This window comes from Streptosporangium amethystogenes subsp. fukuiense (assembly GCF_042665875.1).
Classification (GTDB): Bacteria; Actinomycetota; Actinomycetes; order Streptosporangiales; family Streptosporangiaceae; genus Streptosporangium; species Streptosporangium fukuiense.
Genome location: NZ_JBHTEE010000001.1, coordinates 1366153 through 1389340, shown reverse-complemented (window position 1 = coordinate 1389340; position 23188 = coordinate 1366153). Strand labels below are relative to the sequence as shown.

Below are 23188 nucleotides of genomic sequence, written 5' to 3'. Positions count from 1 at the left end.
TACCCCGCAATCTGCGACTTTCTCGCATCGAATTCATGGGGAGCGTCCCTGCCCCAGAGCGTCGCGGCCGGGAAGCACCATCTTGAGTGACGTCAGCCTCGCACCCGAGATGGGGGCTGCGTCCGGCCCGTGAAACACCGGCCGACACGGTTCACCGGGTGCCGGCCGATGACAGGGTGGCCGTCGCGCTCGCCATGTACACAGCGACCCGACCGCTCGGTTCAGGCGGGGGGCGGGTAGAGGTCGAAGCCGTACAGGCCCTGGTCTCCTCCGGCGACCAGGCCGAAGCCGCTGGGGAACCAGGCCAGGCAGTTGAGGCCCGCCTCGACCCTGGCTCCGGCCCCCGCCGACTCTCCGTACCTGTCCCACAGCCGGATGGTTCCGTCGTCCGAGCAGGTGGCGAGCAGGTTGCTGTCCGGGGAGACGGCCACACCGCGGATCCTGCCCGACTTCGCGGACAGCGTCGCCCGATCCCTGCCGCCGGCCGACCAGACGCGCGCGGTGCCGTCCTCGAAGCAGGCGGCCAGCCAGGTGCCGTCGGGGGCGATCACCACCTGCCGGGCCGCTCCCGGACATCCCTTGAGCGAGGCCCGCGCCTTTCCGTCGGCTCCCCACAGGCCCGCCGTCCCGTTGACCGAGACGATGGCGAACCACCTGCCGTTGGGTGCGACGGTGATCTCTCCTATGGCCTCCACCCTGCTTTTCAGAGTGGCGTACCTGCTGCCGTCCGGTTTCCAGAGCTGGATTTTTCCGTAGATGGACAGGGTCGCGAGCCAGGCACCGTCCGGGGAGATGAGGATGTGCGCGGTCGCCCGGATGTTCGCGACCAGTACTGCCCGCTCGGTGCCGTCGGCCCACCAGATACGCGCGGTGCCGTCCTCCGAGCAGGTGGCCAGCCAGCTGCTGTCGGGGGCGATCACCACCTCGCGCACCGGCCCGGTGTGACCGGCCAGCACCGCCCTCCTGCTGCCGCCCGCACCCCAGAGCCGTACGGTCCGGTCCGCCGACCAGGTGGCCAGCCAGCTGCTGTCGGGGGCGATCGCCACTCCCCGCACACGTCCGGTGTGCCCTGTCGGAATGGCCCTCCTGCGGCCACCGGCTCCGCGTATCCGGATCACGTGATCGCCGGACCAGAGGGCCAGCCACGTCTTGTCCGGCGAGACCGCGCCGTAGTGGCTGGTCTCGATGGGAACGGTGAGGGTCGCCCCTTCTATCCTGTCCTCGTTCCAGAGCTTCACCGAGCCGTCGCCGGAGTGGGTGGCGATCCAGTTCCCCTCGGGGGAGATGGTCACCTTGCGCACCATCCCGGTCCGGCCCCTGCGACTCTGCCGTCCGGAGCGCTCCGACTGCCACATCCGGACCTCCCCGTCCTGCGAGCAGACGGCCAGCCAACTGCTGTCAGGGGCGATCACCACCTGACGCACCACCCCGGCATGCCCGGACAGGGCTGCCCGTTCGCCGCCGTCGGACTCCCACAACCGCACGCTCCGCTCTCCGGAGAGGGTCGCCAGCCAGCTGCTGTCGGGGGCGATCACCACCTGACGTACCACCCCGGCATGCCCGGTCAGAACGGCCCGCTGCCTGCCGTCGGACTCCCACAGCCGCACGTTTCGATCCTCGGAGAGGGTCGCCAGCCAGCTGCCGTCAGGGGCGATCACCACCTGACGTACCACCCCGGCATGCCCGGTCAGAACGGCCCGCTGCCTGCCGTCGGACTCCCACAGCCGGACCGAGCCGGTGGACGTCCAGGTGACCAGCCAGCTGCCGTCAGGGGCGATGCGGATCCCGGGTGCCGCTCCGACGTGTCCCGTCAGGACGGCTCTCTCGTCGCCGTCGACTCCCCACAGGCGCACGCTCCCGTCTCCGGAGAGGGTCGCCAGCCAGCCGCCGTCCGGCGAGACGGCCATCTTGGAGACCTCGCGTATCGGCCTGTTCCGGCCGGAGACCTTCTCGTTCTCCTGGTTCCAGCCGCGCATCAGCAGGGTGTTCCTCAGGGTTCTCGGCTTGGTCCTCACCCTGACCGGGCTCCTGAGGGTCAGGCGCTTCCTTCCTTCGGGGTTCCACAGAACGACCCTTCCCCGCGCGGAGAAGGTGGCCAGCCACGAGGCGTCCGGCGCGGCCACCATCCCGGCGAGCCTGCCGACCCCGCTCTTCAGAACGGCGCGCCTGCTTCCTTCGGGGTTCCACAGAACGACCCTTCCCCGCGCGGAGAGGGTCGCCAGCCACGAGGCGTCCGGCGCGGCCACCATCCCGGCGAGCCTGCCGACGCCGTTCTCCAGGATCGCCCTCTGGGTGCCGTCGATCCCCCAGACCTGCACTCTCCGGCGTCCGGAACGGGTCACCAGCCACGAACCGTCCGGCGCGGCGGCGACCTCGTGAACCGGCTTCCGGTGAGTGGCCAGCGTTGTCCGGGTAGTGCCGTCGGTCTTCCATATCTGCACACCATCGCGGCCGTGGACGACGAATCTCGATCCGTCCGGTGTGATCGATACGTCCCTCAGCCGTTTCGTCGTCGAGGTCAGCACGCCCAGCAGACAGGTGGCGCCGATGTCGGGCAGCGGCCAGCGGGCTCTCAGGAAGGAGGTCTCGGTCTCCTGGCTGTAGCGCTCGATCGACGCCCGCATCGGCGGGAACGCGTACAGGCGGGCCAGCAGGTTCGCGGTGGAGACGGCATCCGATTCGAAGGGGGTGAGCAGGTGTGCGCTCCGGGCGATCAGCTGCCGGACCCCGGCGACGGAGCGGGAGGTCGACAGCATCAGATCCGACTCCGCCGCGGCCACCCCGAAGGCTCGTACCCGGGTGACGAACCATCGCACGTCGTGCAGGATCGACTCCAGTTCCCGATGCCTTCTCCCCTCGGCGAGGTGGAACAGCAGATGGTCCCAGAGGTAGGGCACCTCCCTGGGCAGCCTCCACCATTCGGCGTCCGCCGCGAGGTCGTCGTCGGGTATCAGGTTGCGGGCCTCGTCGAGGAAGTCGCGGTTGACCGCCTCGACGCGCTCTCTCCCCAGCCCGTACTCCGAGCGGAGGTGTGACCGGATGACGTCGTGGATCGTGACCGACGACACCGTTCCCTCCGTCCGGTGCCTGCTGATCAGTGACAGGTCGTGCAGCCTCGCGCAGAGGCGCTCGGTCTGCTCGGGGGTGAGTCCGGCGGTGGCGCGCCAGAGAAGCTCGACGATGCCGACCGGTATGTCGGCGTCCTGCGGAAAGACCCCCAGCTCGAGGAAGCGGGCGCGGTCGAACACGCCGAGAGCCTCAAGGCTGTGCTCGACCGTCACGCGCACCGCGGTCTCCCGCTGGCGGGGAACGGTGACGTCCAGGGTGGCGGGTCCGGCCCGGCCGAGCCGCTCGACCGCCCGGCGGGCGGCGACGTCGGGGTTCACCCCGCCGCCGTACTCGTCACGCAGGCGCGCGTTGACGAGGTCCAGTAGCAGCGGCCATCTTCCCGTCAGGCCCATCAGGCTGTTGACGGCCCCGGGGTTCATCGGCGGCAGCCCACGGCTCAGCAACTGGACGGCCACTCGCGGTGCCATCTCGTCGACGATCATCGCGATCGCGTTCGGGGGAAGGGCTCTGGGCAGGCGGGTCGTCACCAGCACCCGGGACCGCACCGCCGCGGCCAGGAAGGGGCTCAGCTGTGACAGGCTCCACACGTCGTCGACCACCAGCAGCGTCCGGCCCCGCTCCGCCAGGATCTCGGCCATCCGGTGGCCGGCCTGCTCCGGGCTGGAGAACTCCGGCCGGGTGCCCGTCACGGCCTCCGTGACGTCGTTGGCCAGCGCCGCGAGGTCGACACCGGCGCGGTCGCGGCCCACGGTGACCCAGATGACGCCGCCCTTGAACCGCTTCCGCACCTCATCGCTGTGGCACGCCTCCACGGCCAGGGACGTCTTACCGAAACCGCCCGCCCCGGCGATGCCGGTGGTCAGGCCGACCGTTCCCGAGCCTCTCATCGTCAGGGTGGAGACCACGTCGTCCAGCTCGGTTCTGCGGACCCATCCCGCCCTTCTGTCGGGCACCTGGAAGAGCCCGCCGCGAGCGCGCGACTTCATCAGTTCCGGTGTCAGCCGGGTCAGCAGGACCGTGAGGAAGGCGGTCAACCCGAAAATCGCGACCCATGTGATCCGGTTCTCGGCCACCGTTCCCGGAAAATATTCTCCGACCATTCCGATCGGCAGTCCGACCAGGATTCCAACAATTACCAGAAGCGCCGTGGCCATATCGGCGAATTTTTTTGTGCGACGAGCCAACGATCACCTCGACAGTGCCGACCCCTGCCCCGACGGGCGCCGGGACCCCTGGACGCACGATATCCGTTCCCCATTGCCGTGGCGTTGAATCACCGAGGTTCGGGCAATTAAAGCGTACCCAGAAAGTCGGGTTGCACGCTTTGGGACGCTATGCCCACAAAGTCTACGCAAGCCATTCCGATTCATATTCAATGACGATCTTTTTCGCGATGACATGACCACTCCGAGTCACCCTTCTGGGATCACCCAGCGAGTCCACCGGGCCTGGAATGATCATCTACCCCGCCGCGATCGCCGGCAACCAGGGACTCCAGGTCACGAACAACGGTTCGCCACGCCCGTTCCTCCCGGCGCCGAATAAGACCACGGGGAGCACAGAAAGCTACCTGCCCGAATCGATGTTTAGTGTCGATAAAAAAGGGGGCGAAATCAAGGCGTCCGTCGCACTCGACGGCCGAGCGGTTTAGGATCTTAGCCGATCCGGACCTCTCCGGATCGGCTCGGACCGACAAACCCCCTCAACTCACCCCACAGCAACATCCTCGAGACGTCGCCTCTCTAGACCGCACTCCGCAACGTTCCTTCACTTACCGGTACCTATTTGCGGCACAGCTGTTTGAAAGCCCGTCATTCACATCGTCGAACAGGCAGTGATGTCCATGTCCGGTTCCTCCCCTTCCCCGTCCACCGACGGCTCGCGGGAACCGGATGCCGACCCGCCCGGCGGCCTCTCGACGAAACTTAAGGAGACCGCCGCGACCGCCCTGGTCGCCAGCGGCATCGCCGGCCTGGTCACGGTGCTGACGGACGGCGTGCGGGCACTCGGCGCCGGCCTGGCCCTGCTCGTCTGCGCGGTGATCGGCCTGGCCGTGGCCGTCCTGCTGACGCTGGGCAGGTTCGCCCGTTTCCTGCGGCGGCGGCTCGAACCGGCCAGGCGTCGCCGCGCGGCGAGGAGGCCCGCATCCGCCGCGCCGGGGAAGAGGCTCCTGCGGCTGAGACGATTCATGTCCAAGCTGTCGGCCGGCTACATCAGTGTCCTCCTTGGTGTCTCGATCGTCACGATCCCCTGGGGGGTCGTCCAGGGCGGAACGTGGCTGAGCCACCGGATCTGGCCTCCCGACTGCGACCGGCCGCTGGAGTTGCGCGTCGTCACCGCGCCGGAGAACATGACCGTCCTGCAAGAGAGCATCGCTCACTTCACCCGGGAGCAACTGCTGAACGGCTGCGCCCCGTACGCGATCTCGGTGGGAGTGGCGCCCTCGATCGGCGAGTTGACCTACGCCTTCGGCGACAACTGGTACCGCGACGACGCTCGGCAGGAGGGCGACGAGCCGTTTCGCCGGCTGTACGGTCCCCGGCCCGACGCCTGGATCGCCACCAGCACCGGCGAGGCCGAACTCGTCACCAACTATGTGGGGCCGGGCGGCGCCACCCTCGACATCGGCTCATCGGTCGCGTCCGACCGGCTGGTGGTCGGCATGATCAGCGGGCGAGCCGAAAGGGTGAGGAAAGAGCTCCCTCCGGGGCCGCCCGACAGCCACAGTCTCCCCGACCTCTGGGAGGTGATCCGCTCGAAGTTCGCCATGCCGGTGAACTACCCACAGCCCGAACTCTCCACCGCCGGGCTCGTCGCGGTCTCCGACCTGATGCCCCTGGGAAACGTCCTGGGGGCGGAGCAGCTCGGCCTCGTCGCCGAGAGTGTCAGCTCGCTGCTCTGCCGGGTCAGGATCGCGACCCGCGGGGCCGACGCGGAGCTCGACCAGAGTCCCGCCCTGGTGATCCCGCTGCACAGCCTGAGGGAGTACAACAACGGGCGGTTCGACGACCCCCGCTGCCCGGAGGGGGCGCCGAGTGGGATGACCAAGCTCAAGGAGTTCCTCTCCCCCGGACTTTCCGGGCTGGACTACCCGTTCGTCAGGATCGACTGGCCGAACGAGCGGAACAAGGAGCGCACGGCCGCGCTCGACCTGTTCCGCGCCTGGCTGGTCGCCAACCCGCTCTTCGGCGCGGGCCCCGGGAAAAGGCAGCCCGTGCGCACTTTCCAGGAACTGGAAAAGGCCCAGGGCCAATTCTTCGGCCGGCTGCCCCGCGTCGACGCCGAGATCGCCCTTGACGTGTCCGGTTCGATGGCCGAACCGCCCCGGTCCCTGCTCATACGACTGCGTGAGACCTTTCCCGACATCAAGCCGCTGATCACCCCACGGGATGATTTCACGCTGAGCTCCTTCTCCACTGTCAAAGACAGGACCCGGTTCAGGCAGCTTCATCAGGCGGTGGGCCGCGCGGAGTTCGACAGTCTGACCAGGATGGTCACCGGCGCGACACCTGACGGCTCCGACGCCCCCATATCGGACATGATCATGAACCTGAACGGGCGTGCCAGAGCCCCGGGACGTGCCCTCGTCGTCGTGACCGACGGGGGTGTCTTCAACGACGAGCCATCGGGGAGGAGCATCGGCGCGACCCTCGCCCGCGCGTCCAACGTCAGCGCCCTCTACGTCCTGGCTCTCGGTGACAACGGCTGCGACCGCTCTCCCCCGCGCCAGGGGAAGTACCGCGAGTGCGTGGAGGCAGGAGCCGACATACGGCAGGCACTGAGACATCTGATCTCCAGCCTGCGGGGAAGGGATCTTCGATGAGCCTGATGCGCCGCCCTGTCGCCCTGGTCAGCGGATTGACCCCCGCCCAGCGCCGCTGGGGTGGCGCCGGAGTGCTGGCGGGAATGGTGCTGGCCTCGCTGCTCATCTCCCTCACCACCAAGGTCCCCTCGTTCCCCGTCGGGGAATCCAGCGACTGCGGGAGGTCGGACCGGCTCACCGTGGCGACCGGTTCCGACATCACCGCGGGCAGCTTCCGCCGCGACCTGATCGAGGAGTGGAACCGTACACACACCACCCAGGTCATGCTGGTCGAGGTGGCCGACCCCACCGACGAGCAGCGGGTCGAGATGGCCGGCCGATCCCAGTTCGGGAGCTGCGCCTACGACGTGCTCTCGGTGGACGTCGCCTGGATCACCGAATTCGCCCGAAGTGGCTACATCCTGCCGTACCCACTCGACCCCCAGAAGGCGAACCTGTTCGTGGACACCGTCCTGGAGACCGGCCAGGTGGACGGGGTCCAGTACGCGGTGCCCTTCGTCACCGACGTGCCCCTGCTGTTCCACCGCCGAGGCCTGCCGGTGCCCACCACGATGGAACAGCTCTGGAAGTACGCCGCCGGGAGCGGCGGGTACGCCGTGCAACTCGGCGACTACGAGGGCGGCACGGTCAACCTGATGGAGGCGATCCTCTCCGAGGGCGGGAGGGTCACCGACGGTGACCGGATCGTGGTGGACGAGGAGGCCAACGGCGAGCGGGTACGCGAGGCGCTCGCCCACTGGCAGGCGCTGCTGGGGGAGGGCACCCTGGCACGTGGTGCGGAGGAGTTCTCCAAGCAGGACACCTTCGACGCCTTCAAGGACGGACTCCTGGTGCGAGGCCCGAAGCACTCCGCAGAGGAGAACAGCCTGCACGCGTTCCGCGACGAGGGCGCGGGCTACATGCGCAACTGGCCGTTCGCGTTCCACCGCCTGGCCACGGACAGTTCGATGTACGACGACCAGCGGCGCCTGCGCTTCGGCCTGGCCGCGCTGCCCAGTACCGGCATCCTCGGTGGTTTCAATCTGGCGATCTCCGCGCGTTCGAAGAATCCGGACCAGGCACGGATGCTCATCGACTTCCTGACCGGCCACCAGGCACAGGCCCGGCTGTTCGCCTGCAGCGGCTATCCGCCCGTGCTCGAATCCGTCTACGAGGAGTACCGGCGCGCCCCGCGCAGCTGTGACCAACTCTCGGTCTCCCCCGGGACGGAAACGGGCTTCTCCGGGAGAACGGACTGCACGCCGGGGGCGGGAGCGAATCCCTCGACGGGGGCGGCCATCGCCGCCGGCCCTCCCGGCGAGGACCCTGAGATCACCGCTTCCATGCTCCAGGAGCTGGCCGGGAAGATCCACCAGGCCCTGTGCAAGGCCGAGTCACGCCCGCAGTACTCCTACTACTCCGCTTTCAGCGAGGTGTTCCGCGGGTGCGCCCGCGCGGTGGTCAACGGCGACCTGCCCGCCGGGGAACTGGACCTCGCCCGGTTCGCCGACGCCCTGCGCGCCGCCCGGCAGGGCAGGGCGCCGGAGGACGCCGGGTCGCTCGCTCACTGCGGGAAACCCGAGCTGCGATCAGGATGACGGGAACCGCTCCCGCCCCACCGGGGCGCGGAGGGAGCGGGAGCGGGCCGGACGGGTCAGCGCTGCAGGTCGACGCAGGAGTAGAAGGCGTTGGCGGTGTCGGCGATGTTCCAGACCGCGAGAACCTTCAGACGGCCGGTCCTGCCGCCCAGGCTCACGTTGTGCGAGACCGTGGCGCCGGGCTGCCTGCCGCCGTCGTTGAAGACCGCGATCCGGGTGTTGCCGATGTAGTACTCCCAGGTGCTGGTGGCGTGGCGGGCGGTCAGCACCCAGTTGAAGGTGACCGAGTTGCCGACACTCGTGGCCGGCCAGCCCTTGCTCTCGTCGCTGAGCTGGGAGAACCGACCGACGTTTCCGTGGCAGTTTCGCAGGCCCTTGGGGCCCTCCACGCTCTGCGGTTCGTAGATGATGTCACCGCAGTTGGAGACGCGGCCCTGGGCGCACATGGCCTGACGGCTCGGCGGCGACGAGATGTAGCCGTGCGCGCTGGCCGGTGAGGCGACGAACACGGTGGCGGCGATGGCGATGATCGCCGTCGCGAGGAAGGTGACCGTTCTGCGCATGTACTGCTCCTTGGCTGGGGGGGGTGACTCGAATATAAAAGAAACTTTCCTAACGGTAAATATTCGAGTCAGTGGATTTCCGAAGGCATTGTCAGACTTTCCGCCGGCCGACGGCCCGAACAGAAGGCGAGCGGCCACCCGGGCCCCGACAGAACGCCGCACGTCAGCCGGCGGCGCGGGTAGCACGTCCGGAACGCGAAGCGATGGCCGAACCCGGCGCGAACGAGCACTGAGAGCGCTCTCTTGCTTTTTCCGACTCGGGTGTTGACCCTGGCTTAACCTTCGCGTAACAGTGGTATTAATCGGTCTTTATGCTGCAGCGATGGTCGACCGTCCGCTTTATTCGCCTTGTGAGAGGTTCCGAATGAGCCACCCCTCAGAAAGAAAGCGCTCTCTCGGATGGATCTCGGTCATCGTCGCCGCGCTGGTGCCGATGATGATCGCCATCACCGCCCACGCCTCCGTCCCGGCAACCCCCTCCGGCTGGTCCCTGGTCTGGAGCGACGACTTCACCGGCGGCGCCGGGTCGCTTCCCTCCTCCGCCAACTGGATCGTCGACACCGGCCACGCCTACCCGGGCGGTCCCGCCAACTGGGGCACCGGTGAGATCCAGCGCTACACCGACTCCTCCGCCAACCTGAGCCTCGACGGTGGCGGGAACCTGCGCATCACCCCGATAAAGAGCGGCAGCGAGTGGACGTCCGCCCGCATCGAGACCCGCCGCTCGGACTTCAAGCCCGCCGACGGCCGCATCCTGCGCATCGAGGGCCGTATCCAGATGCCCAACGTCACCGGTGACGCCGCACTGGGCTACTGGCCCGCCTTCTGGGCACTGGGCGCGCCGTATCGCGGCAGCTACTGGAACTGGCCCGGCATCGGCGAGTTCGACATCATGGAGAACGTCAACGGCATCAACTCCGTCTGGGGCGTGCTCCACTGCGGGGTGAACCCCGGCGGGCCCTGCAACGAGACCACCGGCATCGGCGCCAGCCGGACGTGCCCCGGTTCCTCCTGCCAGTCGGCGTTCCACACCTACCGCTTCGAGTGGGACCGCAGCATCACCCCGAACCAGTTGCGCTGGTACGTCGACGGACAGCAGTTCCACAGTGTCAGCCAGTCCCAGTTCGACGCCGGGACCTGGAGCAACATGACCGGCCACCAGGGCTACTTCATCCTGCTCAACGTGGCCATGGGCGGGGCGTTCCCCAACGCGCTGGCCGGGCAGACCCCGACCGCGGCGACGGTCTCCGGCCGTCCGATGCTCGTTGACTACGTGGCCGTCTGGCAGAGCGGCTCCGGTTCCACTCCCACCCCGACGATCACTCCCCCTCCGGGCGGGGTGGACGCCCGCTCGACCATCCAGGCCGAGCGCTACCAGGCGCAGGCGGGCACGTCGCTGGAGACCACCACGGACACCGGTGGCGGGCAGAACGTCGCACAGATCGGCAACGGCGACTGGCTGCGCTTCGACGGAGTCAACTTCGGCGGCGCGGCGGCCACCCAGTTCAAGGCCCGCGTCGCGTCCGGGGCGGCCGGCGGGGTCAGCGGGCTGGTCCAGGTGCGCCTCGACAGCCTGACCGCGGCTCCGATCGGCGACTTCGCCGTCGGCAACACGGGCGGCTGGCAGAGCTGGCGTACGATCCCGGCCAACATCGCCTCGGTGACCGGAACCCACACGGTCTACATCACCTTCACCAGCGGGCAACCCGCCGACTTCGTCAACCTCAACTGGTTCTCGTTCGGCAACTGAACCCGGGGGTCCGCGTGTCCCGGCGGACGCGCGGGCCCCATCACCCGGGATCGTCCCGCCGCGGCACGCGTCATCGGGCGAACGTCAGGAAACGCCGTCCGACCTGCCCGATCCGGACACCCGTCGGCATACTCAAGGAGCGGCCCGCAGGACTTCGCCGACGTACCGGAGCACGAGGACCTTCAGACACGCATCCGCCCCGCGATGTCGCGCACCGCCGCGGCCAGCAGGTCGACGTCGTCACAGCCGGTGAAGAGCGCCGGTGTCACCCGCACGCAGTCGCCCCTGGCCGGGCCGCCGCGGTTGACGGTGAAGATCCGGTGTCGCTTCATCAGGTCGGCGGCGATCGCGACGTTCTCGGCTTCCGAGGTACGTCCGGTGATCCGGAACGCGGTGATCGTGCCGTACATGGCGGGCTCCTCGGGAGTGAGGATCTCCAGGTTGTCGATGTCGAGCACCTGGCTCACCCAGCGGTCGCGCAGGAAGCGCAGCCGCGCCTGCTTGGCGGCGGCGCCCAGGGCGTCGTGGAAGTCCAGTGCGACGTCGGCGGTCAGGACGGGGGCGACGTTCAGAGTGCCGGTGTGCACTCGCGAACGGATGTCGTCGCGGGGGAAGGTCACATCATCGAAGGCGACGTCGATGTCGGCCAGGCGATCCTTGCGGATGTAGAGGAAGCCCGCCCCCAGCGGCATGCCCATCCACTTGTGCAGGGAGAATCCGGCGAAATCCGCCTCCAGGTCGCCCATGGTGAAATCCAGGTGCCCCCAGGAGTGGGCGGCGTCGACGATCACGTCGATGCCCCGCTCGCGGGCCATCGCGACGATCTCGCGCACGGGCACCACCAGCCCGGTGCGATTGTTCATGTGGCTGAGCAGCAGCAGCCTGACCCGAGGGTGCTCCCGGAACGCCTGGGCGTAGGCGTCGAGCACCGCCTGGCGGGTCGCCGGCTCGGGAATGACCAGCCGCTCCACCTGGACGCCACGCCGGTCGCGCAGCCAGTTCATGGAGTACTGCATGCTGTGGTAGTCCAGGTCGGCGTACATCACCGAATCGCCGGGGCGCAGCCGCAGATAGCCGGCGATCAGCAGTTGCAGGGCCTCGGTACCGCCACGGGTGAGGGCGATCTCCTCCATGGAGACCCCGAGCATGGTCGCGATGCGTTTCCTGACCTGGTCCGCCTGCCCTTTGTAGGTGTTGCGCAGCAGGTAGGAGCTCACCTCGTTGAGGTGGTCGGTGTTGCGCTGGTAGGCACGGCGCACCGGCTCGGGCATGATCCCGTAGTAGCCGTTCTCCAGGTTGACGAAGTCCCGGCTGACCCGATACTGCCGCGCCACGGTGCTCCAGAAGCCCTCGTCCCGGGCGAGCCGCCCGGGATCGGCACCGGCGGGAACGACCGGCAGCGCGGCCGTCGACCGGGACTCCGGTGAGGGCGAGGCCGTCGGCCGCGGGGCGAGGGGAACGGCCAGCACACCCAGCCCTGCGACCATCTCACGCCTGGACAAGCTCATCGAACCACTCCACACCGATCAGCGAGAGGCCGGCGGGCCCGGCCTGTTCCAACGGATCAGTCACAGTGTGCGCGAAACGGACTCCCCAGGCGGGCATCCGCGCTGCTCAGGCGTGGCGTGGCGGCACCGGCCCCCACGCGGGAGATCCGGGAACGGCCCGGTGGCCCGGCTCGAAATCGCCATCCGCGTGGCGTCCGGTCCCCGTGGCCGTGACCGGCGACGGCTGAATTAGAGTTGTATCACCCGTGTCGCGTCACCAGTCGCAGATGCGGGGTCCCCTCAGGTCCGGAGAAGCCGGAGTCGAGGAGAGGCTCATGTCCCGTAGGCACATCGTCACCGCAGGGTGCGTCCTGACGCTCACCGTGCTTACCTCGTCGGTCGTCCCGGCAGCCGTCCCGGTTCGGGAGGCGAGCGCCTTTGCCGCCTCGTCCACCGGGAAACGGAAGCCACCGCCCGATCCCATCAAACAGCTACCGCCGGGCGTGATCGAAGCGCTCCAACGCGACTTCGGCCTCACCAGGGCACAGGCCGAGACCCGGCTGCGCAACGAGGCCCGGTTGACGGTGGTCGAGGCGAGGCTCCGTGACATGCTCGGCGGCTGCTTCGGCGGATCCTGGCTGATGGGAACCCTCTCCGAGACCCTGGTGGTGGCCACCACCCGCGCGGCCGACGTCCCCCGCATCGTCGCGGCGGGCGCCCAGCCCAAGGTCGTCGCCGCGTCGCTCGCGAAGCTCAGGGCGATCAAGCAGAAGCTCGACGAGTCCCTGCCGAACCACCCGACCGGCGGAAGCGTCCGCTATGTCGATGTGAAGAGCAACAAGGTGGTCATCCTGTCCAGGCACGCCGAGGCGACCCGGCTCCTGGTCGCCTCCATCCCGGTGGACAGGTCCCTGGTGGTCGTACAGCCCTCCACGGAGACCCCTCGGCCCTTCTGACGCCCGTCGGGACCGGTGCCCCGGCGATCTCCGCCGCACCGCTCGGCCCGCGGCGCGAGAAGGACGGCCCACATCACCCTCACCGGCGCGTCGGCCGGTTCTCGTTCGGCGACCGAAGCGGCCGCGGCCCGCGCATCCGGGAGGACGCGCGGGCCCCACGACAGAGGTGTCAGTCGTCGACCCAGCCGTGGGATCGGGCGAACGCCAGAAAATGCCGCCGGACCTGCCCGATCTGCGCACCCGTCAGCGTGGGCGCGTTCTCGATGAGCAATTCGGTGACCGCGCCACTGAAGGACTTCGCCGACAGCACGTCGCACACGCCGTCGTCGTCGCCGAACTGCGGGGAGGCGACCGAGGAGGACGTCACCGACGGCGCCGTCACCGCGACCGGCCGGCGCGCCGACGGCGGGTCCACCAGGCTGACCGTCGACACCTTCAGGCCGCGCTCACTCTCCATGACCTCGTACTCCACCCGAAGGCCCGGCTGAACCACATGCCGGTTCTCACCGAAGTCGTTGGCGTGGAAGAACACATCCTCGCCTCCTCCGACAGCGGCGATGAAACCGTATCCGCGCACCTCGTCGAAACGGAGGATCGTACCGACTGCCACCACAACACCACCTGCACAGAGAATCGCGACGCTCTACATGATCTTGCCGGATCCCTCCGGCCCAGGGATCCGGCCCGCCTGTCGCGCCGGATCACCGCTCTCCTCCTCATCGCTCTGTCACCCACCACCCGACGGCCCGGGCACCTCGCGGCCGGATCCAGAACCCGATCCGTGTGCGTTCCCGGCACCGGCCGCCTGCCGGAGCCCGCCGAGGGAGCGGGCCGGCACCGTCCCCGTTCAGGCCGGACGACCCGATGCTAGCCCGGACGGCGCGCCGCGCGCACCGATCCACGACCACCTCGACCGCTTTCGCCGTCCGTTCACCGGCTCCCCCGGCCGACCGGTGCGTCAGAGCTCGCTCGACGCCTCAGCGGCCGGGGCGGTGTAGGCGGCCATGACCTGATCCGCCGCCGCCTTCGCCCGGGCCTGGTCAGCACCCGCCGCGACGTCCGCCTCGTACCACCCCAGGCTGCTGAGTTCCATGAACCGCCTGCCCTGGTCGGACGCCACCCATGCCTCGGCCTCCTGCGGGTCCACGGCCTGTGCCGACGACAGATGGATGGCCAGGCCCACGAGCCCCAGGTCCCAGCCGACGCCGAGCGCGCCGGGCCCGAACTCCTCCCACCTGTCGTCGACATGAGCGATGTGCTCGAGTTCGAAACGCGCCCCGCCCCCGGGCTCGGCCGTCAGCCGGACTTCGATCCAGCTGATGTCCCCGCCGTACTCCCAGGTGGCGGCGTAGCCCTTGGGCGGGTCGCAACGCTCGATCCTGCCGCCGGCGTTGCCTTGAAGCTGGTAGCGGCCATGGAGCCGCAGGTCACCGGAGATGGGCAGGAACCATCGGGGGATGCGCTCGGGGTTGGTGCAGGCGTCCCAGAGGTCTTCGATCTCGGTGTCGTATGTCTGGCTGATGGTCACGACACGCGCCTCACCCGCCTCGAGCACGCGGCTGCCGACCTGCCGCCGTACGGCGCTGATCTGCCGGGTGACATCGATCATACGGTTCTCCTCTGGTCTGGTCCCTCGCCGGGATGGTGGAGGCGACATCGCGCAGCGGTTCGGTGCTCACCATGTGGAGGCGCCCCGGAGCGTGCCAAGAAATATTAGAACGTGCTTGAGTGGTGAACGGGTGGTTCGGTAAACACGTTCGACAGAGCAAGCCGGTCACCACGGCAGGCGGCAGCGGCGCTTTCCGCGCTCTGGGTAGGATCCTGCCCTCGCAGGAGGAGTACGGATCACCCAGGCCCCGGGCCGCCGAGATCGTGGCCCCGGCCGTGTCCAACAGAGAAGAGCCAGCCGATGTCCCAGTCGCCGACCTACGACGACGTCCGGAGCGCCGCCGCCCGCATCGCGTCACAGGCCCACCGCACCCCGGTGCTGCGCTCGCGGCTGATCAACGAACGCGTCGGTGCCGATGTGGTGTTCAAGTGCGAGAACTTCCAGCGTGTGGGCGCGTTCAAGTTCCGCGGCGCGTTCAACGCCCTGTCCCGCTTCACCCCCGGGCAGCGCCGCTCCGGCGTGATCACCTACTCCTCCGGCAACCACGCCCAGGCGATCGCCCTGGCCGCCCGGCTGCTGGACATCCCGGCCACGATCATCATGCCGCACGACGCGCCGGCCGCGAAGGTGACCGCCACCGAGGGTTACGGCGGGCAGGTCGTCCGCTACGACCGCTACACCGAGGACCGGGAGGAGATCGGCCGGGCGCTGGCCGCCGACCGCGGCCTCACGCTGATCCCCCCGTACGACCACCCCCACGTGATCGCCGGTCAGGGCACCGCGGCCGAGGAACTGTTCGACGAGGTCGGCGAGCTCGACGCGCTCTTCGTACCGCTGGGCGGCGGCGGATTGCTGTCCGGCACGGCGCTGTCGACCCGGGCGCTGTCACCGGACTGCGCGCTGTACGGCGTCGAACCCGAGGCGGGCGACGACGGCCGGCGATCACTGCGCCAGGGAACCATCGTGCACATCGACACCCCGAAGACCATCGCCGACGGCGCGCAGACCCAGCACCTGGGCACCTACCCGTTCGACATCATCCGCCGCGATGTCAACGACATCCTCACCGCCACCGACGCCGAGCTCGTCGAGAGCATGAGGATCTTCGGGTCCATCATGAAAACGGTGGTCGAGCCCACCGGATGCCTCGGTTTCGCCGCCGTCCGCAATCTCGCCCCCCAGCTGCGCGGGCAGCGGGTCGGTGTGATCATCAGCGGGGGAAACGTCGACCTCGACCGTTACGCGGCGCTGCTGACCTCTTGACCCGGCGAGCATCGACGCGACGCTCGCCTGCCGCACCGGGACGGGGAGGCGATTCACCTGCCCGGCAGCCCGCCCGCCGCACATGACCTGATCCGGCGGCGGGCTCCGTCCCCGGAGTCCGGATCCTCAGGGGTCGGCAGGCGATCGGCGAGACGGTCGACCCCCTGCCTGATCAACTGCCCGTACCCGTCGTCACCGAGCGCGTCGACCGAGGCGCGTCCGCGCCGGTGGCCCAGCTCCATTCCTTGGCCGATCCTGACCATCGTCGCGTCGGGCGTCGCGAAGCAGTGAACCGAAGGCAGATGTCAACACCCCGTTGATATGGAGACGGCGTGCTGTGATCCCTCCCGGGAGGCTCACCGTGTCAACGAGTCGTTGACACGGAAGGGTGACAGTGAGGGCCAGGCGGATGGAGCGCTTTCATGCTTGCTCAAGCGATTTGAGTGTGATTGGGGGTTTGAGCCGGATGTCCGCGGGCCTCAGGTGGTCTGAGGCCCGCGGAACTGTCAGGTTCAGCCGCTGACGCGGATGACGCCGGTCACCGGTGAGGTCGAGCCGGTCGGCTGGTTGTCATACACCAGCTTCCCGTTCTTGTCCCATGCCCTCACCCGCAGCTGGTCGGTGCGGTCGAGGGGCTTGCCGGAGTCGACAGCCGTGATCTCGAAGCTGACATCGGTGCTGTCGTTGACCCGTGCCTTTCCGCGCAGGATCGTGGTGCCGTCCGCCGCGGCGAGCACCGTGTAGGAGGTGTCACGCAGCTTGAAGTCGGGGGCCTGATAGTTCAGCGCCCCACTGGGCGTGGTGGCCTTGCGCGGGTAGCGGGCGGTGACCGCGAAGGTCGCCGTGCCCTCCTTGGCGCAGGCGGTGCTCAGCCGGCAGGCGCCGGCGGGCGAGGTCATCTGACCGGCGCCCACCAGCGAGCTGACCGGGTCGTAGACCAGCACATACATCGTGGCCCCGTCGACGGTGTCTGCGCTGGCCGCGCCGCCGTAGTCGTCGGTCACCGTCACCGCGATCGGGTAACGGCCGGCCTTTGTGAAGGTGTGCGAGCCGGTGACCGTGCCCTTACCACCGTCTTCGGCCACCGCCGCGGCCACCTGCTGTGTGCCGACTGTCCAGGTGGCAGTGTGGGTGTCGGCGGTGCCCGGATCGGTGAAGGAGGCGTTCAGCGACACCGGGGTGCCCACGGCCACGATCTTGCCGGCGGCCGGCGCCTTGACCGTCACCTCGGGTGCGGCGTTGGTGACATGGACGGTGAGCCGGGCGGTGCCCGTGGCGCCCTTGTCGTCGGTGACCGCGAGCACGACCGTGTGGTCACCGGCCGAGGCATACACGTGCTGGAGCTTCAACTGCCCCGCGGTCAAAGGCAGCGGCCGCGGCCCGGCCCCGTCCCCGTAGTCGGCGCTGTAGGTCCAGGAGCTGGAATCGGGATCGACGAACGAGCCCATCCCCACCCAGCCGCTGCCCGCCTCGACGGTGTCGAAATGCGTCTCCAACGTCACGACCGGGGCCTGGTTGGGGGTGTCGGCGGATACCACGGTGGCCTGGAAGGTGGCGGTGGCCTCCAGACCACCGTCGTCCTTCACCGTCACCGTGACCGGATACGTCCCCGCAGTGGCCCACTGGTGCTCCAGCGTGATCTGCCTGGCCCCGTCGGGCGTCACCGGCCGGGGGCCGGCCCCGTCGCCGTAGTCCACCCTCGCGCTCCAGGAGGTGGAATCGGGGTCGGTGAAGGTCACGACGCGCCGCAGCCTCTCCCCTGCGGTCAGCTCGACGTCGCCTCCGGCGTCCAGCACCGGGGCGGTGTTCGCCGCCGCCTCCTCGATGAGGTACGGCACGGCGGCCGTCCCGAGGGCGCCGCCGCTGTCGGTGACCATCACCAGCGCGGTGCCGGTGCGCGGTGTGGTGAAGGTGCGGGTCACCTCGATGGTGCCGCCACCGGGCCGCTGGGTCACCTCGGCCTCCACCGGGGGCCCGTCTCCCCAGGCCACTTTCGCGGTGTGGGTGTCACCGGCGTCGCCGTCGGTGAAGGGGATCTTCAGGGTGAACGGCTTGCCCACCGTGCCCCGCACCGGCGCGGCCGGCACCTGCACGACCGGTGTGCCGCCGGCTTTGGCGCCCTGACCCGTCAACGACACGGTGAACGCCGGCTCGGCGCCCTCGGCGGTGGTGAAGGTCAGCGCACCGCCGGCCGGGCCTTCCACGGTGGGAGCGAACCTGACCTGCACCGTGCACGCCTTACCCACCGCCAGCTCCACCGGACAGTCGTTGGTTTGGGTGAACGGCCCGCCGGCCGCGATCACCCTCAACGGGATCGGATCGTTGAGCCGGTTGGTCAACGTCACCGCGTACGGTTGGCTGACCTGGCCGATCTGCACCGCATCGGCCCAGTTGACCCCGGCAGTGTTCAACAACGGACGAACCGTGGAGGTGACCTCCGCCCCATTGTTTTCGATCTTGGGGTCGGACACGGCCAGGCTGTCCGCCATCGCGTGGGTCTTGAACTCGGTGCCGTCGGCGGTGCCGGCCGGAATGGTCGCACTCACCTCGACGGTGGCGCTCCAGCCCTTCTCCAAGACCTTGACCGTGTTGCGGAACCCGCCCTTGATCGGCGCGCACTTGCCCCGCCAGGTGTCACAGGCCGCGCCGGTGACGCCCGGGGGGGTGAACACATCCAGCCGAACATCGGTGGCGGTGTCCTCACCGGTGTTGGTCACCGTGGCCGTCCAGGTCACCTTCGCCCCCGGGCCCGGCTCGGTGGCCGACACCGCGGCGCTGACCTCCAGATCAGCCTGCGCCGTGGTCGGGGTCAGCAGGAACGACCGGTCCCGCTCGGGGAAGCCTTCGCTGTCCGGCGAGCGGTCGCGCACGTAGCCCTGCACCAGGATCTGGCCTGAGGAGTTGATGTCCTGTACCTTCCTCACGCCCATGCACGGCTGGATCGTCTTCAGGGCGTCCTGCGGGCACAACGGCCGAGACAGCACACCCGCCAGCGGGTACTTCGTGCCGTCCACCCACATCATCGGCTGCTTATGCCAGCCGAGATAAGGCTCCTGCTCGAAACCGACGATCACACCGTTGTCGTTGACCGCGGTCGCCTCACCCACACCCAGATCGGTCGGCTTGCCGTCCTTCCACACATGGGCGCGCTTGATCGTTTTGCCCTCGTCGCGGCCGCACCGCAGGGTGCCGACTACCAGACCGGCGTTGTTGATGTCGGAGGTTTGGCCGGCCGTCGCCGCACACCCCTCCACCGTGCCCGCGAGTTTGGTCAGCACACCATCGGTGTAGACCGCAGGACCCGAGTCCTGGGGGAGACCAGCGGCGTCCCGGCCAATCGCGTAGCCGCCCGTGACCGCACCGCGGCCGTTGATACGCGGGAGGTGGTTGGAGTACGGGTCGTCGTCGTAGCCGAGGCCCTCAGCGTACTCGGAAGGCAACGCAACCGCGGCCCCCCGGTCCCATATCACGTACCTGCGCACACCCGCATCACCGAACACCTGGCCGTTGTCGTTCACCGCGATGGCGGCGCTCACCGTGTTCGTCGCACTGTTGCCCGGCTGCAGATCGGTCACCGACCCGTCGTTGCGCCAGATAACGGCGTGCCGGGAGTTGCGGCCGTTCACCGACGCCACCGCCCAGCCGGACACATCCCCAGCCTGGTTGATGCCCAAGGCGCCGGCCCCGCACCTGTCGGTACTGCTGGAGCCGTCGGTGCAGGCCGGACCCCCCAGCTCGGTCACCTGCCCGTCCTGCCAGCGCACCGCGTGCGCCTTGCCGTCCTTGGTCACCGTGGCCGCGACCTGACCGCGGTCGTTCAGCGTCTCCACGTAGGTCCTCGAGGCGTCCCCGCCGGGCAGCGTGCCGATCTCGGTCACCTTGTAGGTGCCGAACCGTGCCTCCACCGTGTGCGCCTCGTTCATGACCAGCGTCAGCGCACCCGCGCCCCGCTCCTGACCATCGACCACCCACCCGATCGGAACACGCCCGGCCTCGGGGGTCGCGGTCACCGTCACCGTGGTACCGGGCCGATAGACCTCCTGCGCCGGCGACGCCGCCACCGAACCACCCGGCCCGGCCGATAACGTCAACGCGAACTCCCGGGTGTCCGGCTGCTTGACCTCGATGACATCAAGCGCGTCCCGCACGCCCTTGGCCGTGTCGGCCTTCACAGTGACCGCATACACGCCGTCAGCCAACGGCTCAGACGTGCCGCCGTACACGCCGTCATCGGCCGAACCGTCCCCGCCGGCCCCGTCATCGCTCAACGTCAGCTCAACACGGGTGGCGTCCTCCGCGAGCAGGACGGCCTTCACCGGTGCCCCGGTCACCGGCCGCCCGTCATCGGTCACGGTGGCCGACACCTTCACCCGGCCATCCTCTGACGGCTGCCGGACCTTGACCGCCACCTTCACCGGGTTACCCGCGACCCAGGCCACCACACCGGCCGTGACCGGCTCGGTGCCCGTGTTGGTGAGCTCCAGCTTCCAGGCCCCGGCCTGCGGCTTGGCGACCCTCAACCCCTGGATGGGCTGCTTGGCGGCGTCACCACCACCGGCGTACGACGCGGCCGGCTTGCCTGAGGGATCACGCAACAGCATCCCCACCGTCGCCGGCAACACCCCGGTGACACCGAACCCCGTGCCCGAGGGAACATCCAGCGGCACGCTCACCGTCTCACCCGGCGCCACCGTCACCGTAGGCGTCGCGAACGTCGAGGCAGCGTTGACGACGGCATCGCCATCGCCTTCGGCTGCGGTCGCGAGTGCGGTGCCCTCATCACGCTCCCCGGCGACGTCCTCAGCCGACTTCGCGTCCGGCCGCATATTCGGCCCGAACTCCACACCACCCGGATTGCTGGTGCTAGCCAGCACCGACGCAAGCCGTGTCTGAATGTAGGAGAGGGAGTTCGCCGGCATCTTCGAGTGACTAGTCAGGGTGTAGGGGATATCGGTATATGTGAACTTCGCGCTCGATTCCGGAACGTATGAGTCACCGTCTTCGGTCGGTAAGGTGACGTCACCGTCTTCATCAAACCCGGTGCAGTATACGCCGTTGCCCACGCCCACGAGATTGGAAGCCGTCACACCCTTCAGGTCGGTGACGTACTTGTTGAGGACTGTTTTGGCGTAATGCTCGCTCGTTTCGAGCAGGGCCGGCCAGTAGGACATAGGGGCGTTCACTTTGCCCAAACCGGCGATGATCATGTCCGCACAGGGAGTTCCCCTGTTCGGTGTGCCCATCTGGAGCATGCGATTCACCGCCGGCTTGCCGTCCCACGACTTCGGCATCAGGGTAAAGATGTATCCCCGGGCGATCAGGCCGCCCATGCCATGGCCGATGAGGTCGACATGGTTCGCGCCCTCCTTTTCGCGCACCTCCTCGACGTAATCTGCGACTTCCTTGGCGTTATCAAGGAGGTTCAGGGTCCCCTTGAAAGGGAGCCACACATTACCGGTTTCGAGTGTGTCGACCGCATATTTCTTCAGTCCCGGGTGAGCGGACGCCAGGATAGACGCGTAGTCGCCCCATGTTTCTTCGGCGTCGCTCTTGAAGCCGTGCACCAGAACCGCCGGCTTCGGCCGGACGATGATCGGCTCGGTTCTGCTGACGCTTCGATCACCGCCGGTGAAGAGCTGCGCGGTCATGGCGCGCTCCGAACGCGCTCGGCCCTTGTGCCAGGCGAAGCCTGCGGTGTCCCAGACCACCTGCCTCGTGATGGTCTCGTTCGGGGCGAAAATCAGGTCGATCCTCCCCCCGGGCAGGGTCTTAGCGGACACGTCCTCGACCAGCTGCAGCTGCGCGGACGCGGGCTGGTCGGTGCGGTTGACGGTCTCGACGGTGATGCGGACCTCGTTGCCGTCGACCGTCCCGTTCTCCGGCACCGGCACCCACTCCTTCAAGGGGTACAGCCGCGTCTCAAGTTTGAGCGACTTGATGGTGGGCGGAGTGAGTCCCAGGTCGAGCAAGAAGGCGTGGTCCTCAAGCGACGAGTCGTACCGGCCGACAACGGCGACCTGGCCGAGGTCGTTGATACCGGTGGCATACCTGAGGTTCACGTCCCAGCCCGCCGCTCGAACCGGGTCGGTCAGGTCGGTTCCGTGACCGTTCACATATATAGCGGCTCGTGGCCCGCCGTTAGAGGCGTACATCATTCCCGCGCCAATGCCGGAGTTGTTGATCGCCTCCACCCTGCCGCCGAAAGGGGTCGTCTGCTCCACGGCCCTGCCGCCTCCATCCCAGATGATGGGGATGTCAACGCCACCGTCCTTCCCGTAGCCGGAGACCTGGCCCTCGTCATTGACGCCGGTGGCCCGGGTGTCGGTACCGGCGAACTTCAGAAGGTCTCGGCTCATGTTGAGGGGCTCGCCGGGCTTGGTCCGGAAGGCGGAAAAACCGATGAGCGGACCAGGGTCTATGTCGGCGAAACCGACGACCGAACCGGAATTATTCAGCGAGCTAGGCTCAAAGTACTGATCCTTGAACGCTTGGAGCTTCAATAGAGAACCGTCGGCATCGCGTATCCAGCCCATGCCCGCGATTTGACCGCGGTCATTGATAGCCAGTCCCCGCCCGTCCAGGGGAGTTGCTTTGCCGTCTTTGAAGAGAAAGGAGCGCGTCGTGTCGCCGGTGGTGACAACCACCGCGCCGTCGTCGTTGACGTCCCAGGCGATACTCGCGCCGATGTCGCCGCTGAGGCTCCCGTGAATATCCGTGACGGATCCATCGGAAAACAACACGGCTTTAGGAGGCCTACTGGGATAATTAACGTTCCCGATCGCCCCAGCGACCTGGCCTTTGTTGTTGATGCTGTTAAGGTAGGCACTATTGCCCTCGAGGGAGCCGAGATCGATAAGCTTGACTCCGGACTCCGCGGCCGCCACTTTCTCGCCCCAAGATGATGCTGAGCCGGACGCCGCCAGCGCGGGTAAGGGTATGACGAGGGAGCCGACCAGCGCGGCTATCAGGGGAAGTGTGATCCGCTGAGCGGAGGCACGATTTGATAACCAGCGCAAAGGAGTGACTCCATGACTATGGCCGTGCCCTCCGAGCACGACTGGGGAATGTCGGTCACCGATCGTGACCGGTCG

The 23188-nt window shown here is 68.3% G+C and carries 13 protein-coding genes; 6 read left to right on the top strand and 7 right to left on the bottom strand.

Features of this window, described 5'->3' with window-relative positions; all coding sequences use genetic code 11:
- Nucleotides 1-221: 221 nt before the first annotated feature.
- Nucleotides 222-4223, bottom strand: coding sequence for an NB-ARC domain-containing protein (locus tag ACFQVD_RS05960; protein WP_343977946.1), 4002 nt, complete (start codon nucleotides 4221-4223; stop codon nucleotides 222-224).
- Nucleotides 4224-4522: 299 nt separating this feature from the next.
- On the opposite strand from ACFQVD_RS05960, the gene ACFQVD_RS05955 reads away from it, so the two are divergent.
- From ACFQVD_RS05955 to ACFQVD_RS05945, 3 genes are all read left to right on the top strand, one after another.
- Entirely contained in the window at nucleotides 4523-4720 is a 198-nt protein-coding gene (locus ACFQVD_RS05955; RefSeq protein ID WP_343977949.1) for a hypothetical protein, read from the top strand.
- Nucleotides 4721-4912: 192 nt separating this feature from the next.
- On the top strand, nucleotides 4913-6892 hold the full coding sequence (locus ACFQVD_RS05950; RefSeq protein ID WP_343977952.1) for a hypothetical protein: 1980 nt from the start codon (nucleotides 4913-4915) through the stop codon (nucleotides 6890-6892).
- Complete coding sequence (locus ACFQVD_RS05945; RefSeq protein ID WP_343977955.1) at nucleotides 6889-8469, top strand: extracellular solute-binding protein; 1581 nt, start codon at nucleotides 6889-6891, stop codon at nucleotides 8467-8469. Before ACFQVD_RS05950 ends, ACFQVD_RS05945 begins: the two co-directional genes overlap by 4 nt.
- A gap of 56 nt (nucleotides 8470-8525) precedes the next feature.
- Here ACFQVD_RS05945 and ACFQVD_RS05940 read toward each other — a convergent pair whose 3' ends face one another.
- Entirely contained in the window at nucleotides 8526-9032 is a 507-nt protein-coding gene (locus tag ACFQVD_RS05940) for a lytic polysaccharide monooxygenase auxiliary activity family 9 protein (RefSeq protein WP_343977958.1), read from the bottom strand.
- Between the two features lie 364 nt (nucleotides 9033-9396).
- Between ACFQVD_RS05940 and ACFQVD_RS05935 the strand changes: the two genes are divergently transcribed.
- Nucleotides 9397-10782, top strand: coding sequence for a glycoside hydrolase family 16 protein (locus tag ACFQVD_RS05935; RefSeq protein WP_343977961.1), 1386 nt, complete (start codon nucleotides 9397-9399; stop codon nucleotides 10780-10782).
- A gap of 182 nt (nucleotides 10783-10964) precedes the next feature.
- On the opposite strand, the gene ACFQVD_RS05930 is transcribed toward ACFQVD_RS05935, so the two are convergent.
- Nucleotides 10965-12290, bottom strand: coding sequence for an aminotransferase class V-fold PLP-dependent enzyme (locus tag ACFQVD_RS05930; protein WP_343977965.1), 1326 nt, complete (start codon nucleotides 12288-12290; stop codon nucleotides 10965-10967).
- 314 nt (nucleotides 12291-12604) lie between these two features.
- On the opposite strand from ACFQVD_RS05930, the gene ACFQVD_RS05925 reads away from it, so the two are divergent.
- Nucleotides 12605-13225 carry a S1 family peptidase gene (locus ACFQVD_RS05925; RefSeq protein ID WP_343977968.1) on the top strand — a complete coding sequence of 207 codons (621 nt, stop codon included), beginning with the start codon at nucleotides 12605-12607 and terminating at the stop codon, nucleotides 13223-13225.
- Nucleotides 13226-13394: 169 nt separating this feature from the next.
- Here ACFQVD_RS05925 and ACFQVD_RS05920 read toward each other — a convergent pair whose 3' ends face one another.
- Both ACFQVD_RS05920 and ACFQVD_RS05915 read right to left on the bottom strand, forming a co-directional pair.
- Nucleotides 13395-13835 carry a cold shock domain-containing protein gene (locus ACFQVD_RS05920; protein ID WP_343977972.1) on the bottom strand — a complete coding sequence of 147 codons (441 nt, stop codon included), beginning with the start codon at nucleotides 13833-13835 and terminating at the stop codon, nucleotides 13395-13397.
- A 348-nt stretch (nucleotides 13836-14183) separates the two neighbouring features.
- Complete coding sequence (locus tag ACFQVD_RS05915) at nucleotides 14184-14834, bottom strand: SRPBCC family protein (protein WP_343977975.1); 651 nt, start codon at nucleotides 14832-14834, stop codon at nucleotides 14184-14186.
- Between the two features lie 300 nt (nucleotides 14835-15134).
- Here ACFQVD_RS05915 and ACFQVD_RS05910 point away from each other — a divergent pair, with 300 nt between their 5' ends.
- Nucleotides 15135-16097, top strand: coding sequence for a threo-3-hydroxy-L-aspartate ammonia-lyase (locus ACFQVD_RS05910; protein ID WP_343977978.1), 963 nt, complete (start codon nucleotides 15135-15137; stop codon nucleotides 16095-16097).
- A gap of 53 nt (nucleotides 16098-16150) precedes the next feature.
- Here ACFQVD_RS05910 and ACFQVD_RS05905 read toward each other — a convergent pair whose 3' ends face one another.
- A complete protein-coding gene (locus ACFQVD_RS05905; RefSeq protein WP_343977981.1) occupies nucleotides 16151-16339 on the bottom strand; it encodes a hypothetical protein in 189 nt (62 codons plus the stop codon).
- A 270-nt stretch (nucleotides 16340-16609) separates the two neighbouring features.
- A complete protein-coding gene (locus ACFQVD_RS05900; protein ID WP_343977984.1) occupies nucleotides 16610-22981 on the bottom strand; it encodes a PKD domain-containing protein in 6372 nt (2123 codons plus the stop codon).
- Nucleotides 22982-23188: the final 207 nt, after the last annotated feature.

Bases quoted from the DNA above. Each gene is read 5' to 3' on its own strand.
- ACFQVD_RS05960 (WP_343977946.1), bottom strand. From the start codon at position 4,223: ATGGCCACGGCGCTTCTGGTAATTGTTGGAATCCTGGTCGGACTGCCG.
- ACFQVD_RS05955 (WP_343977949.1), top strand. From the start codon at position 4,523: ATGATCATCTACCCCGCCGCGATCGCCGGCAACCAGGGACTCCAGGTC.
- ACFQVD_RS05950 (WP_343977952.1), top strand. From the start codon at position 4,913: ATGTCCGGTTCCTCCCCTTCCCCGTCCACCGACGGCTCGCGGGAACCG.
- ACFQVD_RS05945 (WP_343977955.1), top strand. From the start codon at position 6,889: ATGAGCCTGATGCGCCGCCCTGTCGCCCTGGTCAGCGGATTGACCCCC.
- ACFQVD_RS05940 (WP_343977958.1), bottom strand. From the start codon at position 9,032: ATGCGCAGAACGGTCACCTTCCTCGCGACGGCGATCATCGCCATCGCC.
- ACFQVD_RS05935 (WP_343977961.1), top strand. From the start codon at position 9,397: ATGAGCCACCCCTCAGAAAGAAAGCGCTCTCTCGGATGGATCTCGGTC.
- ACFQVD_RS05930 (WP_343977965.1), bottom strand. From the start codon at position 12,290: ATGAGCTTGTCCAGGCGTGAGATGGTCGCAGGGCTGGGTGTGCTGGCC.
- ACFQVD_RS05925 (WP_343977968.1), top strand. From the start codon at position 12,605: ATGTCCCGTAGGCACATCGTCACCGCAGGGTGCGTCCTGACGCTCACC.
- ACFQVD_RS05915 (WP_343977975.1), bottom strand. From the start codon at position 14,834: ATGATCGATGTCACCCGGCAGATCAGCGCCGTACGGCGGCAGGTCGGC.
- ACFQVD_RS05910 (WP_343977978.1), top strand. From the start codon at position 15,135: ATGTCCCAGTCGCCGACCTACGACGACGTCCGGAGCGCCGCCGCCCGC.
- ACFQVD_RS05905 (WP_343977981.1), bottom strand. From the start codon at position 16,339: ATGGAGCTGGGCCACCGGCGCGGACGCGCCTCGGTCGACGCGCTCGGT.